14 protein-coding genes are annotated in these 16,390 nt (G+C 43.1%); all 14 read left to right on the top strand.

Features of this window, described 5'->3' with window-relative positions; translation table 11 throughout:
* The first annotated feature begins 5 nt into the window (after nt 1-5).
* The 14 genes from ACSSVF_RS11630 (at nt 6) to rfbD (ending at nt 16,387) form a co-directional block, all read left to right on the top strand.
* A complete protein-coding gene (locus ACSSVF_RS11630) occupies nt 6-737 on the top strand; it encodes a WecB/TagA/CpsF family glycosyltransferase (protein WP_442586387.1) in 732 nt (243 codons plus the stop codon).
* 2 nt (nt 738-739) lie between these two features.
* The gene (locus ACSSVF_RS11625; protein ID WP_492403612.1) at nt 740-1,852 is read left to right on the top strand and encodes a glycosyltransferase family 4 protein; all 1,113 of its coding nucleotides are present in this window, start codon (nt 740-742) and stop codon (nt 1,850-1,852) included.
* Between the two features lie 41 nt (nt 1,853-1,893).
* Nucleotides 1,894-2,853, top strand: coding sequence for a glycoside hydrolase family 5 protein (locus ACSSVF_RS11620; RefSeq protein ID WP_442586389.1), 960 nt, complete (start codon nt 1,894-1,896; stop codon nt 2,851-2,853).
* Nucleotides 2,854-2,885: 32 nt separating this feature from the next.
* Nucleotides 2,886-4,109 (top strand): hypothetical protein, encoded by a 1,224-nt coding sequence (locus tag ACSSVF_RS11615; protein ID WP_442586390.1) that lies wholly within the window; start codon nt 2,886-2,888, stop codon nt 4,107-4,109.
* Between the two features lie 241 nt (nt 4,110-4,350).
* Nucleotides 4,351-5,481: a glycosyltransferase family 4 protein gene (locus tag ACSSVF_RS11610; protein WP_442586391.1), complete on the top strand. Its 1,131-nt coding sequence runs from the start codon at nt 4,351-4,353 to the stop codon at nt 5,479-5,481.
* Complete coding sequence (locus ACSSVF_RS11605; protein ID WP_442586392.1) at nt 5,478-6,581, top strand: GumK N-terminal domain-containing glycosyltransferase; 1,104 nt, start codon at nt 5,478-5,480, stop codon at nt 6,579-6,581. Before ACSSVF_RS11610 ends, ACSSVF_RS11605 begins: the two co-directional genes overlap by 4 nt.
* A 46-nt stretch (nt 6,582-6,627) precedes the next feature.
* Complete coding sequence (locus tag ACSSVF_RS11600; RefSeq protein ID WP_492403610.1) at nt 6,628-7,437, top strand: glycosyltransferase family 25 protein; 810 nt, start codon at nt 6,628-6,630, stop codon at nt 7,435-7,437.
* A 77-nt stretch (nt 7,438-7,514) separates the two neighbouring features.
* On the top strand, nt 7,515-8,615 hold the full coding sequence (locus ACSSVF_RS11595) for a polysaccharide pyruvyl transferase family protein (RefSeq protein WP_442586394.1): 1,101 nt from the start codon (nt 7,515-7,517) through the stop codon (nt 8,613-8,615).
* 244 nt (nt 8,616-8,859) lie between these two features.
* Nucleotides 8,860-9,903 carry a nitroreductase family protein gene (locus ACSSVF_RS11590; RefSeq protein WP_442586395.1) on the top strand — a complete coding sequence of 348 codons (1,044 nt, stop codon included), beginning with the start codon at nt 8,860-8,862 and terminating at the stop codon, nt 9,901-9,903.
* An 82-nt stretch (nt 9,904-9,985) separates the two neighbouring features.
* Nucleotides 9,986-11,434, top strand: coding sequence for a lipopolysaccharide biosynthesis protein (locus ACSSVF_RS11585; protein WP_442586396.1), 1,449 nt, complete (start codon nt 9,986-9,988; stop codon nt 11,432-11,434).
* 45 nt (nt 11,435-11,479) lie between these two features.
* Nucleotides 11,480-12,892: a mannose-1-phosphate guanylyltransferase/mannose-6-phosphate isomerase gene (locus ACSSVF_RS11580; RefSeq protein WP_442586397.1), complete on the top strand. Its 1,413-nt coding sequence runs from the start codon at nt 11,480-11,482 to the stop codon at nt 12,890-12,892.
* Entirely contained in the window at nt 12,879-14,327 is a 1,449-nt protein-coding gene (locus ACSSVF_RS11575; protein WP_492403607.1) for a phosphomannomutase, read from the top strand. The genes ACSSVF_RS11580 and ACSSVF_RS11575 overlap by 14 nt, the downstream gene beginning before the upstream one ends.
* A gap of 120 nt (nt 14,328-14,447) precedes the next feature.
* Nucleotides 14,448-15,503 carry a dTDP-glucose 4,6-dehydratase gene (gene rfbB, locus ACSSVF_RS11570; RefSeq protein WP_442586399.1) on the top strand — a complete coding sequence of 352 codons (1,056 nt, stop codon included), beginning with the start codon at nt 14,448-14,450 and terminating at the stop codon, nt 15,501-15,503.
* Entirely contained in the window at nt 15,500-16,387 is an 888-nt protein-coding gene (gene rfbD / locus ACSSVF_RS11565; RefSeq protein WP_442586400.1) for a dTDP-4-dehydrorhamnose reductase, read from the top strand. The genes rfbB and rfbD overlap by 4 nt, the downstream gene beginning before the upstream one ends.
* The last annotated feature ends 3 nt before the right edge of the window (nt 16,388-16,390 follow it).

The following is a 16,390-nucleotide window of genomic DNA, read 5'->3' as shown; positions in this document are numbered from 1 at the left end:
TAAAAATGCTGAATTTGTCCCACATTCCTGTACTTAATATCACGAGAGATACCCTCAAAAATACCATTATGCAGAGAGTGGGTGAGGGGAGGAAAACACTGCTGTTTTTTGCTAACACCAATTTAATTGTAAAGGCTCAAGCGATTGTCTCGCGCTTGCATAGCCCGGATGTAATGATTGTGAATGACGGCATTGGTGTTGATATTGCAAGCTGGTTAGTGCATGGACAAAGGTTTAAAGACAACCTGAATGGCACAGATTTCACGCCGTTTTATTTCGAGGGCAACTTACAGCATAAAATTTACCTGATCGGCAGCACAACGCCGGATCTAGAAAAAGCGGCTTTTTATTTTACTCATACGCTAGGGCAAAAAATTGTAGGGGCTAGCGATGGATTTGAAGATATTAAAAATCCGCAGTTGATAGATAAAATCAATGCTTCCGGTGCGGATGTCGTACTGGTCGGCATGGGTAACCCATTACAAGAAACCTGGATACTTGACCATTACCAGGCGTTGAACGCCAAGCTTTTCATGGGTGTAGGGGCTTTGTTTGTGTTCCTGGCCGGGAATAAGCCTCGGGCACCAGAATGGGTGCGTCAATACAGGTTGGAGTGGCTATTCCGCATGTTGCTGGAGCCTAAACGGCTAGTTAAGCGATATACCGTAGATATCGTCTATTTTTTATATTTGTGCCTAAAGAATAAAAGCGCAACCAAGCAAGGGAAAGCAAACTAGTGATGCGCGTTGCACATGTGGTCAGACAATATTTACCGTCATTGGGCGGTTTGGAAGAAGTGGTACGCAACCTGGTGCAGGAGCAACTGCAACAAGGTTTGCAACCTTATATCATCACACTAGACAGGGTATTTAAAAAAGCTGACCAAACGCTGCCTGCTGAGGAAATCATTGAAGGCGTGCAGGTCATCCGCATTCCATATTTTGGCTCTGATCGCTACCCGATTGCCTTTTCTGTTTTAAAGCATTTGAAGCAGGCAGATTTAGTGCATGTGCATGCCATCGATTTCTTTTATGACTTTTTGGCCTTAACCCGGTTGATTCACGGCAAACCGCTGGTCGTTTCTACGCACGGTGGCTTTTTTCATACCGGGTTTGCATCCAGACTGAAGAAAATCTATTTCCATACCATCACCAGACTTTCTTCAATTGCTTATAAAAAAGTGATTGGCTGCAGCGATAACGATGGCGACATATTCTCGGCCATTATCAAAAGCAAAAAATTATGCGTGATTGAAAATGGCGTAGATATTCAAAAGTTTAATAATGCCGCTTCAGAAACGTTGCAGCCCGTTTTAATATACTTTGGTCGCTGGTCCGTCAATAAGGGGCTGTACGAAGCAATTGATGTCATTGCGGCGCTCAAATCGCAAGATTCAACGCAACCCTGGCGGCTGATTATTTGCGGCCGTGCATATGACCTATCGGAAGCTGATTTAAAAGACTACGCAAAAAAACAAGGGGTCGATGAGCGAATCCATGTGTTGAATAACCCGACAAATCAACAAATAAGTGAGCAGATTGGGCAGGCGAGCTACTATATTTGCTTATCCAAGCATGAAGGATTCGGTATTGCACCCATTGAAGCAATGAGTGCCGGCTTATATCCAGTGCTTAGTGCTATCCCGCCATTTGAAAAACTGGTCAATCAAACAAATATTGGTATCAATATTAAAACTAACAATCCTTTTCAGATGTCAGAAAAAGTAATGCAACTACATCAATCACGAATGATTGATAAAAAAAGCATTATTACTTCTGTAACCATTTACGCATGGGCTAACGTTGCCCAAAAGTACCTGCGTGAATACCACAATGCGATTGGAGAAAAGTGATGATATTGCGATCAGTTTTGGTAACTTGCCTAATAAGTGCATTGAGTGTTAACAACGCTTACGCGGAAGAAACGCAACAACTAGTTGGCGTGAATATCTCTGGCGCAGAGTTAAATGAAGGAAAGATTCCGGGCCGACACGGCCACGAATATATTTGGCCAAGCGCGGATGAAATTACGCGTTTTGCAAATGCCGGTTTTACCGTTATTCGAGTACCATTTACATGGTCGCGTATGCAACTAGAGCTTAATAAGCCTCTAAATAACAATGAGGTTAAGTATTTAGATATTGTCATAGAAGCAGCAAAAAAGAACAATATTAAAATAGTTTTGGATCCGCATAATTATGGGAGTTATCAAGGAAATTTGATTGGTTCAGAAGCTGTGCCAATGGCTAGCTTCGGTGATTTTTGGAAAAGGCTTGCAGAAAGATACAAGGACTCACCTAACGTCATATTCAACTTGATGAATGAACCTTTTAAACAAAAATCATCTGAATGGGCATCGCAAGCGCAAGTTGCCATTGATGCAATTCGTTCTACGGGTGCAAAGCAGCTTATCCTAGTCCCGGGTACAAATTGGACTGGCGCACATTCATGGATCGGTAGCGGAAACGCTGAAGCCTTGAAAACAATCAAAGATCCGGAAAATAACTATGCCTTTGATATGCACCAGTATTTCGATAGTGACTCAAGCGGCACTCATTCCACCTGCGTAAGTGGAGATGTGGGGGTTGTACGACTCGAAAAGGCTACCAAATGGTTAAATGAGAATGGGCAGCGTGCATTCCTTGGGGAATTTGGTGCATCAGCTGACCCCGTTTGCCTTAAAGCATTAGATAATACCTTGAAGTATTTGAAACAAAACCAGAATGTTTGGATAGGTTGGACTTATTGGGCGGCTGGAAAATGGTGGGGAAACTATATGTTCAATATTCAAAGCCTGGATGCTGAAAAGACACCGCAGTTTGGCATTATCAAAAACTACTTGGTAGATAAATAATTACCAAGAACAACCATTTATTTGAAAAAAATATGCGCAGCTTTCGTTTGAAATATAACCTTAAACAACATGAGAGTGCCTCTTCGGATGCACTCTCAAATTATGCAATTTTATTGTTGTTTTCGGCACTTCTATATCAGGCGTTTTTCTGTTTTGTAAATACACATTTTTTTAGGATCACTCCATCACTTTTGATGTTGACGGAAATTGTTTTACTGACCGGAGTAGTGGCTTTTTTCATCCGGGGGCCAATTTCTCTAAAGATGCTGAGTTTATTGGTTCTCGTATTCGCCAATGCCTTTCTTTTAGTCATATTTCAACAACACTTTGACCCCAAGACAATACGCAACCTGATGATACCAATCTTGATTATTTGGTTAGGGGCTCAATACAACAACAAAATATCCCCTGACCAATTGTTAAAGTATTTCACATATATAGTCATAGCTGTTGGGTTGGTTGAATTTATTCTACCCGCAGTTTATCGAATATTTTTTAATGTGATTGAATACCAAGTAGCTACTGGCAGAGCCTCTGATATAGCAATTGAATATTCACAAGGTGGTTTTTCTATGAATGGTACGCGTTGGGGTGGTAGACATTTGCTTCCATTCTTAGGTGATCACCGTACATCTTCTGTATTTCTAGAAACAGTCAATATGGGAAATTTTGGTGTGCTTATCGCATGTTGGGGACTATCTAAAAAAGATATCAAGTCTGGTCTATTTTTTATTGCAGCAGCCTTTGCTGTGGCGGTTTTGGCTGACTCCAGATTTGCATCTACACTCATTACCATTTTGTTGATCTTACGGTTTTTATTGCCTCTCAAAGCCTTGGAAATTACTTCATATTTAAGCCCATTTTTAATACTTTTATTTTGTTTTTATCTATATACCCCAATAAATATGGATGACTTTAAAACACGCCTCGGCACTACTGGATACTACATACTTAATTTCAAGGCGAGTGAATTTTTTGGACTTTCTAACTATCATTACAGCATGTTCGTTGACCAAGGCTATGCCTATTTGATTCATTTCACAGGTCTAACATTGCCACTAATCATGTGGTTTAGTTTTTGTCGTTTAAATATGGCGACTAATGAAGGCAGGATTTTTAAAAGTTTATTTGGCGTACTAGTTGCTGCAAACCTTGCAATCAGCGGAGATTCAATTTTCTCGTTTAAATGGGTCCCTATTGCATGGTTTTTATTAGGTACACTATTAATCAAAAAGAACAATATAGCTAAGGGTTAAAGTGAATTCAAAGGCAAAGTATTTAGAGTTGGAAAGCTTAATAAGCCTAGCACTGATTTTTTTGATTAGTCATCTACTGTATCAATATGTCGAAAAGCCATTCAGAACTAGGTCGAGAGAGCTATCTGACACTTTAAAAGTAATGAATTAATAGAGTTAGTTGAGGTGTTTTTTGATAGGTAAGTTTGTAAGGTTCGTATACAGATCCATTCGCTCACTATTGCTTCAAAAGATAATTCCAGTGAGTAATGCTCACTTTGAGTTTGATAATGAGAAAGTGATAGAGATCATTGGTTTTTTTGAAAGCTACAGTGGGATTGGTGAGTCTGCGAGATTATGTGCATTGTCCCTGAGAGATTCGGGCTTTAAAGTCAAATGCACTTCTGTTGAAGCTGTTTATAGAAAAACTGCTGCGTTTTCATGGCCGTTGGATGGTTTCTATCATGGCAACGACAAGCCCAGCATCAGAATTTTTCATTTAAACCCGCCAATGCTGCCTCCGGCTATATTCTCACTGGGTTTTAAAGCTTATAAGCAAAGTTATAACATCGGCTACTGGGCCTGGGAACTGGAGGATATTCCAGCGGAATGGCAAGCAGCGCTTAAATATATGAACGCAGTAATGACACCCTCAGAATTTACCAGTCGCGCCATCCGCAAGCACACTAGTAAACCTGTAATCACAGTGCCGCATCCAGTGAGTTATAACTTGAAGGGCGCAAATGAAGATATCAGAGCCAGGCTGAATATCCCTGCATCGACTTTTTTGATTTCAAGCATTTTCAGTTTTGGCTCTGCGCTTGAGAGAAAAAACCCGCAAAGTCTGATTACTTGCTTTAAACAGGCATTCAATCAAAATGAAGATGTGATGCTGGTGCTGAAGTCAAACTCAGGCAGTGGCGATGAAAAAACACACATCAACGAACTGATAGGAGACGATCAGCGAATCAGGCTTATTGATGAGTCGTGGGATAGGGCAGATATTTTGGGGCTCACGCAGACCTCCGATCTGTATGCTTCCTTTCATCGCTCAGAGGGCTTCGGCCTTACTCTGGCAGAGGCATTACTATTGAATACCCCAGTGATTACTACCAACTGGTCGGGCAACATGGATTTTTGCAATAGCCAAAATGCTTACCTAGTTGAAAGCGCGCTGGTGCCGGTAGTGACAGATAACCATGAGTTTAAAGGGTGTGGCAACTTATCTTGGGCTGAGGTGCGGCATGATGCGGCCATCGCACAAATGAGAGCAGCCTTCAAGGCGATTAAAGCCCAGGGCAAGCCTCAAACCCATGCTCTGACAATTGGCTACCTTAAAAACAACGGCTATGAACTTGCTGTGGCTGAAATCGGGAAAGTAACACAAGTATGAAAGTGACATTGATTGTTGCCCACGAATATGATGCCAAACGCAAGGTTGGTTTCCATTATTGGGCAGATTATCTGGTTGAAAATGGTCATGAGGTGGATTATGTATCAGTTGGTAAAAGCTATCTGTTTCCCTTCTTCAAAAGACCGCTGCCAGAGATAAAAAACACGTGGCTCAGCATTTCTAGCAAGCTGAGTGTTTATAACTGGGTCAGCTGGGTGCATCCAATTCTGAATAAACCAGCGCTCAATTGCATACTTACACCACTCTTCAGGTTAATTCCGCAGCAATTTGGCCAAAGTAACTATCAGAGAATCGCCGCATCAGACGTGGTGATCGTTGAAAGTGGGATTGGGCTAGCGATGATCCCTTTTATCAAAAAGCTCAATAAAAATGTAAAAGTCATTTACGAGGCTTCTGATCGCCTGAAAACAGTTGGAGCACACCCGTATGTCATTGAGGTAGAACATGCAGCCAAGGCTTGGCTGGACTTTATACGTGTGCCAGCCGAAGTCATGCTAAATGATTTCAAAGATGTAACCCGCATCTCGGTGAAATATATCCCACAAGGTATCAGCAAGATTGCTTTTGATTCGAATATGTTGCCCAACCCATATTCTGCATCTATGAATGCTATCTCAGTCGGGGATATGTTGTTTGACGAAGCGTTGGTGACAAGTCTTGCTGAAGCATATCCTGATTGGCAATTTCATCTCTTTGGGCGTTACGCAAAGCTGAAACTTCAATTACCTAACGTCGTTGAACATGGTGAATGTAAATTTGATGATATCGTTCCCTATATGAAGCATGCAAATATCGCACTTGCGCCATATAGAAATGCACCGAACTGTGAGTATCTTTCGCAATCTAGCTTGAAGATACTTCAGTATAAATATTGCAACCTTCCTGTAGTTGCACCTGAATTTGCTTCTTCAGCTAGCCCAGGCTTTTATTCTTATAATTCTATAAAGACTGCTATTAATGCGTTCTCTTCAGCAATTAATTATGAAAAAAAGGGTCTCTTGGCTCCAATTTTCACATGGGATGAAGTGCTCGACGAAATGCTGAATAATATAAATTTAAAAGTTACTGATCAAAATTAATTAAAATTCAATAAGTTATAATTACTACAATTTCAAATTGAATGACATGAGTTTTAATAAAACTCTCAATTCACTTACTGGGCAATTTATGCAAACCTATCTGATCAACCTAGATAAAGCTCAAGCACGCCTTAATCACATGCGGGAAAAGCTTGATGAGCTTGGAATTTCATTTCAGAGAGTATCTGCTGTTAACGGGATGTCAATGACTGATGCAGAATATGACGATTTTTATAACAAAATCGGTAGCCGTAGTTGGGATAAAGGCGGTGGTATTGGATGCTTTTTAAGTCATTTTGAAACCTGGAAATTAGTTGCCAATGGAGATGAGGATTACGCTCTAGTTCTCGAGGACGACATGCACTTTTCAGCGGATGCAAAAAAGCTACTTTCGGATCATAGCTGGATGCCTGATGACTTCGATATTATAAGATTGGAAACTTCAACGTCAAAGGTACTACTTAAAGATTTGAAGGATGTGTCTGTAAGCCAGAACAAAAGGCATTTGGCTAAGCTAGTTTCAACCGCATGGTGTGCTGGGGCATATATAATCAGTAAAAAGTGTGCCCAGAACTTACTCGCTGTAGATCCAAAAAACTATATGTTGCTCGACGCCTTCCTTTTTTGCTATGAAGAATCTCCCGTGCCAAGTTCAATCTCTCTCTATCAAGTGAGCCCTGCGATTGCAATTCAAGATAAATTTATTGAATCGGATAGTAGAAAAGGTCTTGCTTCGGACATTGAAATTAACCCATTAAAAGTTGGATTCCTTGAATTCAAAACCTTGTTGAGAAGCTTTAGGATTTTGGCTGTAGTTAAAATTCTACAAGGTTATAAAAGAATTCAGTTTCAATAAAACCAGTATGTTTCACAAATATGTAGCTCGTCTATAAAACAACAATTAGTAATCACACGAAAATTAAAGCGATAAAAATGAAAAAAGTTGGCATTTTAACTTTACCTTTGCATGAGAATTATGGCGGAATGCTACAAGCGGTTGCGTTATACAACTTTCTAAAAGAGCACAACTATGATGTTGTTTTTTTGAGTAACACTACGTTCAGACATAGATTCGAGCTTTGGGTTAGAACATTTATTGAAAGAATTCCATTTCAAAACTTTAAGACACTTAGATATATATATCTAAAAGGTCAATTTCATAAACCATTTTTAAAAAAATACCTTCCCAATCAAACACGCAATTTAAGATCATTGAATGATTTTGCTTTCGTTACTAATCAAGAAAATCTTGATGCAATAGTTGTCGGCAGTGACCAGGTTTGGCGCTGGGATTATATTAAAGATGGATTTGAGAGATATTTTTTAAGTTTTGCTAAAGGGACTAAGACCAGAAAAATTGCTTACGCTGCTTCATTTGGAAAGTCTCACTGGCAAGCCTCTGAAAAGAAACAAGCTATTTCAACACTACTCAATGATTTTTATGCCGTCTCAACTAGAGAGGCTGATGGTATTTCAGTATGCGATGAACTAGGAGTTAAGAACTGCACGCATGTAATAGATCCTACACTCTTAATAAATAAAAACTTTTATACAAAATTTCTCAGCGAAACTGACAGCAGTTCATTAAAAAATAAATCAAATAAATCACTTCTTACGTACGTTTTAGACCAGCACGGCGAAAAGCAGGATTTTATTGATAACGTTGCAAGAAATCTGGGAAGTCAGTATCAAGTTTCCTCACTAGGACTTCAATCATTTTTAACAGTGCCAGAGTGGGTGACTGCAATTCATGATTCAGATTTTGTGATAACTGACTCATTTCATGGCATGGTTTTTTGTATTATTTTCAATAAGCAATTCGTAGTAATTATCAACGCTGATCGTGGCGCAAGCAGATTCACATCTCTGTTGAAACAATTGAATCTGGAAAGTCGTCTAATCGATGAAAAACAACTTGGCAGCCACAGTGCAAAAGAGTTGGTTGAAAACTTAATCGATTACAAAGAGGTTAATGCGAAAGTTAATGAGTTGAGAACACTATCTTCAGAGTTTTTATTAAAAGCTTTAAGTTGATTAATTGAATCAAGCAAAATCATATCAATTGCATAGAGAACTTCTGGGATCAGGCCAAGCAAGGTATGCGTAAACCCAACGGTGAGACAAAAGCTAACTCTCGTGCTGTTCTTGAATGCGTGCGAGTGGCGGTTTAAAACTCAAACCACACAGATTAAGTTATCAAAATTAAAAAATTGGGTTAAAAAATATATTTGCTAGTTATCTAGTGCAGCCCGCATTTCTAAATATCTAAGAGAACACGATGAGTAAAAATAGCATTGCTAGTCGACTTAAATCAGTATTGTGGAAGGTTCCAGGACTCCATAAAAATCTGAAAAAGCTCAAGAATTCTGCAGTAAGAGTTGCCCGATTCATAAACTACAAAAAGGATATTCTTGATGATTGGCGATATTTGGGCTGGCAACGTAAAGGCGCTCATTATTGGAAGTTGAGTTCTGAGCTGATTTTCTACTTCCATAAACTTGAAAAAGGGCTTTGCTTACCTCCTGAAAACCGAAGATGGTTTGGTCACCTCGCTGCAGAAAAAACATTAGAGCTTTTAAATGAGTGGGATAGTGTTGGTCTACCAAGAGAAGCTCCTATCTATCAAGCCGCATGCGCTACGCTAAAGTCATACTGGGAATTTGCTAACCTCACTTCCGCATCCCAACCCGAGGCGGCTTCAATCGCAAAAAAAATAAATAATTTTTTGGTAGAGCGTGATTTTGCTACTCAATATCAAACACCAATTTCTATCGAAAAGCCTCCAGCTCAGTCATTTGAAATGCTGTACCAGCTATCATTGAGTAGGCGTAGCACCAGAAATTTTGACGATAAATCTATAGATATGGCATTGGTTGAACGAGCCGTCCAAGTTGCTCAATTAAGCCCTTCGGCATGTAATAGGCAACCTTGGAAAGTTCACATATATAACAAGCGTGGCGATATTGACCAAATGTTAGCATTACAGAATGGCAATGCAGGATTTGGCCACAAAGTACCTATGCTTGTAGTCATGTGTTGCGACCTCGGATCATTTTTTGATTCAACAGAAAGATTTGAACCGCATTTGGATGGCGGTCTATTCCTTATGGCTTTCATTCTGGCATTACAATCTCAAGGCATGGTGTCTTGCTGCCTGAATTGGTGTGTGAATCCAGATACTGATGTCAAAGCACATGAGCAGGGCAATATTCCAAATAATGAAAGAATTCTGACATTTTTGGCGATTGGCTACCCCGAGGAAGATGTGGTTGTTCCATTATCTGCTAGAAGGCCTTTGGGCGATGTACTAATTAAGCATTAGACTGCCCCTTAAAATAATGTGTTAAAAAAGTATCGCTAGTTATTTAGGACAGCCCCTTCATTTATATATATGGTGTAACAATTTGAGCTTATCAGGTAAAGCAGCACGCGGTGGCGTCACAATGATGACGGGGCAAGTATTTAAAGTTGGTTTGCAACTGATCAATCTCGTGGTTTTAGCAAGATTGCTAATGCCTGAAGACTTTGGGCTTGTGGCCATGGTTGTTGCCATATACGGCGTGTGCGATATTATTTCAGACTTTGGATTAGCCACTGCATCTATTCAAGTAGCAAAAATATCCAAATCACAAATAAGTAATTTATTTTGGATTAATGTATTAATTGGTTTGGTATTTGCCACACTCTCCTTTAACTTTTCTGAAGAGTTGGCTACCTTTTACGGACGTAGCGAACTTGTATTAATTGCTCAAGTAATGTCCTTGAATTTTATCCTTAATGGCATTTCTGCACAGTACAAAGCTCAATTAAATCGAGAGCTCAAATTTAAACAATTAGTTTTCACGGATGTTATCGCTTTCTCAGTTGGTATAGCTACTGGTATTTATTGCGCATATCAAAATTACTCTTACTGGTCAATCGTTGCACAACTATTAAGTCAAGCATCGGTTCAAGTATTGCTATATATCGCCTTTGGACGATGGTTACCAGGCCTTCCAACTAAAGACACGGAAATGAGTCAGTTTTTCAAATTTGGAGCAGGATTAGTTGGTACTCAACTATTGGCATACTTCTCTAACAATCTCCCTTCTATGCTCATAGGTCGATATTTTGGAGCAATCAGCTTGGGAATATTTGATAGGGCGAATAAGCTACTTATGGTTCCTATAAATCAATTTAATGGATCTTTTACAACGGTTGCAGTACCCGTGTTGTCAAGATTGAACGCTGAAGATATTAGTAAATACAATCGTTATCTGCTATTTGGCCAGAACATCATTTTTCATATTTGTACTGCTGGCTTAGCAGCAGCTAGTTGTCAAACAGAACTTTTATTTAGTCTTGTTCTGGGGGATCAATGGATAAAAATGGTGCCTGTTTTTATTGGATTAACTTTTGCTGGTGTCTTTACCGTCTTATGTCACACAGTTTTTGTAGTATATGTAACGAAAGGTATGACTTCGTCTCTTTTAAAACTTGTTACGATAGGCAGACCAGGGGTTATATTGATCACATCCCTAGGACTTTTTTCGGGCGTAGTCGGTGTTGCTTATGCATACTCTTTAGCGTTAATGGTCTATTGGTTATATGGAATTTTTTGGTTAAAAAATTCTGGCATACCTGTAAAAGAAATGATTTATAGACCGTTGTTAACTGCTTTTTGTTATTTCGCAGCGGCACATATTTCGAACTATTTGATAAGTCATTCAACAAGTCAAGGCAACTATAACCTTTTAATAGGTTGGACTTATATGTCGGTTATATTAAGTATTTTCTTTTTATTAATTCCAAAATTCAGAGAGAGTGTCACTCTGCTTTTCGAGGTAAAGAAATACCTTCGCAACAAAAACTAATTATTGTATTAAAGATTTCTTTTACTATTTTGAGTGGTGGCTAAAATGAAAATTGTTCCCGTAGTTCTTTCTGGTGGTTCAGGTACACGATTGTGGCCTCTCTCGCGTGCGGTATTGCCTAAGCAGCTGTTGCCTTTGGTGACTGATAACACCATGCTCCAAGAAACATTGACCAGGTTATCCAGCTGGGCTGATGTGAGTGACCCGATTGTGGTATGTGGTAATGACCATCGCTTTTTGGTGGCTGAGCAGTTGCGTCAGGTGAATTTAAACCCGGCATCGATTGTGCTGGAGCCGATTGCGCGTAACACGGCGCCTGCGATTGCTGCGGCAGCCATCAGTTTGAAAGAGCAGGATGTGTTGATGCTGGTGTTGCCGGCTGACCATGTGATCACAGATGTGGCTGCTTTTGAAGCTGCCGTACGTAGAGCCAGCGTGGCGGCGGAGCAGGGCAAGCTGGTGACTTTTGGGATTGAGCCTACACACGCTGAAACTGGTTATGGCTATATTCAATCGGGTAATGCTTTAAATGGGGCTGAAGGCGCTTTTGATGTGGCACGATTTGTAGAGAAGCCGAATGCCGAGACAGCGCAACAGTATGTGGACGCCGGTAATTTTTACTGGAACAGCGGCATGTTTTTGTTTAAACCAGCCGTGTTCTTGAGCGAGCTGGCGCAATATGCGCCAAACATGGTTAGTGCGGTGGCTAAAGCGGTTGAGCAAAGCTATAAGGACTTGGACTTTGTGCGTTTACACGAGGCGTCATTCGCTGAATCGCCTTCGGATTCGATCGATTATGCGGTGATGGAAAAAACCAAGCTGGCGGCCATCGTGCCTGCGAGTATTGGCTGGAATGACGTTGGCTCCTGGACTGCGCTGAAGGACGTGCAGCCTAATGATGCAGATGGTAATGCGACGCGTGGTGATGTTTACCTGAAGGATGTGAAAAATACTTTAATCCGTGCTGAAGGCCGTTTTGTTGCGGCGGTGGGCGTGGAGGATTTGCTGATTGTGGAGACGGGCGATGCAGTTTTAGTAGCCCACCGCGATTGCGCGCAGGATGTGAAGAGCATTGTCGATCACTTGAAAGCCAGCGGCCGTTCTGAACACCAAATGCATCCGCGTGTATACCGCCCCTGGGGCTGGTACGAGGGCATTGATATTGGCGAGCGCTTCCAGGTAAAACGCATCATGGTGAAACCAGGCGAGAGATTGTCATTACAAATGCATCATCACCGTGCCGAGCACTGGGTGGTGGTGAGTGGTTCGGCAATGATTACAGTTGATGATGTGAGCAAGCTGTATACCGAGAACGAATCTACCTACATCCCGATTGGTTCTACCCACAGGCTGGAAAACCCGGGCAAACTGCCATTGCATTTGATTGAGGTGCAATCAGGCAGTTATCTGGGCGAAGACGATATCGTCCGCTACGAAGACACTTATGGCCGAAGTTAAGGTGTCGGGTATGCCAGTCTTGCAAACAGTGATGCAGCAGAGTGGGGTGGCTTTTGGTACCAGTGGTGCACGTGGCCTGGTGGCTGCTATGACCGATGAGGTGTGTGCCGCTTACACCCAGGCTTTTGTGAACACCGTGCAGGGCGCGTTTGAATTTAAGCAAGTCGCCATTGCGGTCGATTTGCGCCCGAGTAGTCCGCGGATTGCTGAAGCCTGCGCAAAAATGCTGCGGCAACTTGGGTTGGAACTCATTTTTTGTGGGGCTATCCCCACGCCTGCCTTGGCTTTATTTGCCCAGACTCGTAAGATCCCCGGCATCATGGTCACGGGCAGCCATATTCCTTTTGACCGCAACGGCCTCAAGTTTTACCGTCCCGATGGTGAAATCACCAAGTCTGATGAAGCCGCTATGTTGGCCAGTGAGTTGCAGACCTTATCCGAAACTACCGTCAGCTTGCCTGAAGAAACGCCTCAGGCCAGAGCCGAGTATATTCAGCGCTATAAAGATTTATTGGGTGACCAGGCGCTTACAGGGTTAAAGCTGGCGATTTACCAGCACTCAAGCGTGGCGAGGGATGTGCTGCATCGCCTGTTGAGTGACTTGGGTGCTGAAGTTGTTTGCCTGGAACGGTCAGACATCTTCGTGCCTATCGATACTGAAGCGGTATCGGCTGAAGATACGCAACGCGGCCTGGATTGGGCTGCGCAATATCAGGTAGATGCGATTATTTCTACCGATGGCGATGGTGACCGGCCATTGATCAGTGATGAACAAGGTAACTGGCTGCGTGGCGACATCGTGGGTTTGTTGACCGCACAGGCATTGCAGATCTCTCATCTGGCGGTGCCTGTGAGCTGTAATACCGCAATTGAGGCCAGTGGTTATTTCCAACAGGTAGCCCGCACGCGCATAGGCTCACCTTTTGTCATCGCGGGCATGGAAGCATTACAAAAAGAGGGCGCCACCAGCGTGGCCGGGTTTGAAGCGAATGGTGGCTTTTTGCTAGGCAGCCATATTCCGCAGTCACCCACACTACAGCCATTGCCAACCCGCGATGCGGTACTGCCGGTGGTGACTTTGCTGGCACAGGTCAAGGCCCAGGGCAAGCCACTGTCACAATTAGTGGCGGCCTTGCCACAGCGCTTTACCGCCAGTGACCGCCTGCAGGATTTCCCTACCGAAAAAAGCAAGGCATTGCTGTCTGGCTGGACGGCTGATCCTGCCGATATGTTGCAATCGTTGGAACTTGCAGAGCAGGTATCGCATATGGACACGACTGATGGCTTACGGGTGACCTTGCAATCTGGCAGCGTGGTACATTTACGGCCCTCCGGCAATGCGCCTGAATTCAGGTGTTATGTGGAAGAAACCAGCCAGTTGGCCGCGCAATCATTGCTTGCCAGTGTCATGGCGCAACTGAAAAAATTCGCATAATCCTGGCTTGTTAGCTGCTCCAGATGCACGGTTAATATTCATAACAAAATTGTCGTCATCGCAAAAACGTTCTAATATGCCTTTTTGGTATCTGAACACTTAAAAAAGGTTATTGATTACATGATTTTTGTTACGGGGGGCGCCGGGTTTATCGGCAGTAATTTTGTATTGGATTGGCTGGCGCAGTCGGATGAGCCTGTGGTGAACCTGGACAAACTGACTTATGCGGGTAACCTGGATAACCTGACATCGCTGGCCAATGATGCTCGCCATATTTTTGTGCAAGGTGATATTGGTGACTTTGAACTCGTCAAACGATTGCTGGCCGAACATCAACCCAGGGCTGTGCTGAATTTTGCTGCAGAGTCGCATGTAGACCGTTCTATCCATGGCCCTGAAGATTTTATTCAAACCAATGTGGTCGGCACTTTTCACCTGCTTGAGGCTGTGCGTGCTTACTGGAGTGCCTTGGAAGGCGATGAAAAAGCAGATTTCAGGTTTTTGCATGTCTCCACAGATGAAGTCTATGGGTCATTAGCCAAGAACGACCCGCCGTTTAACGAGCACAATCGTTACGAACCAAACAGCCCATACTCCGCATCCAAAGCCGCTTCTGACCATCTGGTGCGGGCGTATCACCATACCTATGGCTTGCCTATGCTCACCACGAATTGCTCGAACAATTACGGTCCCTATCATTTCCCCGAAAAGCTGATCCCGCTGGTGATCCATAATGCCTTGAATGGTAAGCCATTACCTATTTATGGCGATGGCCAGCAGATTCGCGACTGGTTGTACGTGAAAGATCACTGTACGGCGATCCGCCGTGTGCTTTCTGCCGGACAGTTGGGTGAAACGTATAATGTAGGCGGCTGGAACGAGAAGCCGAATATTGAGGTGGTGAATACCATTTGCAGCATATTGGATGAGTTGAAGCCGCGCGCGGATGGCTTGCCCTTCAACACGCAGGTTACCTATGTCAAAGATCGCCCAGGGCACGACAGGCGCTATGCGATCGATGCCACCAGGCTGGAAAAAGAACTGGGCTGGAAACCAGCTGAAACGTTTGAAACAGGTATCCGCAAAACGGTACAGTGGTACCTGGATCATCCATCCTGGGTAGAAAACATCACCAGCGGCCAATATCGGCAATGGGTAGAAAAGCAGTATCAATGAAGCTTTTACTGACTGGAAGTCACGGCCAGCTTGGGTTTGAATTGCAACGCAGCCTGGCACCACTGGCTGAAGTGATTGCGCTAGGCCGGGCTGAGTGTGATCTGGCCGATGAAGCGGCATTGCGTGCATTGATTAGAGAGATCAAACCGGATGGCATCATTAATCCAGCTGCTTACACAGCGGTGGATAAAGCTGAGTCTGACGTAGCCCTGGCCAGGAAAATCAATGTCGATGCGCCGCGCATCATGGGTGAAGAGGCTGCAAAATCAGGCGCGTTTGTGTTTCATTACTCGACTGACTATGTATTCGAGGGCATGGGCGAGCAGTTTTACAAGGAATCTGATGCAACGAACCCGCAAAATGTCTACGGCCTCAGCAAAAGAGATGGCGAGCAGGCCTTACTCAACGCATGCCCGCGCAGTTTGATCATGAGGACCAGCTGGGTCGTTGGTGCGCATGGCGGCAACTTTGCAAAAACCATGTTAAAGCTGGCGAGTGAGCGTGATGCACTGAGTGTAGTGGCTGACCAGTTTGGCGCACCGACCTCAGCCGCACTGCTGGCAGATGTGACGGCGCAGTTAGTTGGCCGTATCAAACAGCCTGGGGACACAATATTCCCCTATGGCTTGTATCATGTCGTCGCTTCAGGGGTGACGAACTGGCACGAATACGCCCGGTTCGTGATTGCGCAGGCAATTAAGCTCGGTAAACCAATGAAAGTATCACCAGACATGGTGAAAGCAATCACAACCGCAGATTACCCGGTGCCGGCAAAACGTCCGGCTAACTCAAGGTTGGATACCACGTTGTTCCAGCACACATTTGATTTACGCCTACCTGACTGGAAACAGGGCGTTGCACATGTGTTGCAGCAAATTTTATAGGGC

This window comes from Methylophilus sp. E2MeOHC9, from assembly GCF_058744375.1.
Note: the sequence above shows the minus strand (reverse complement) of the source record. Positions and strands in the feature narration are given on the sequence as shown.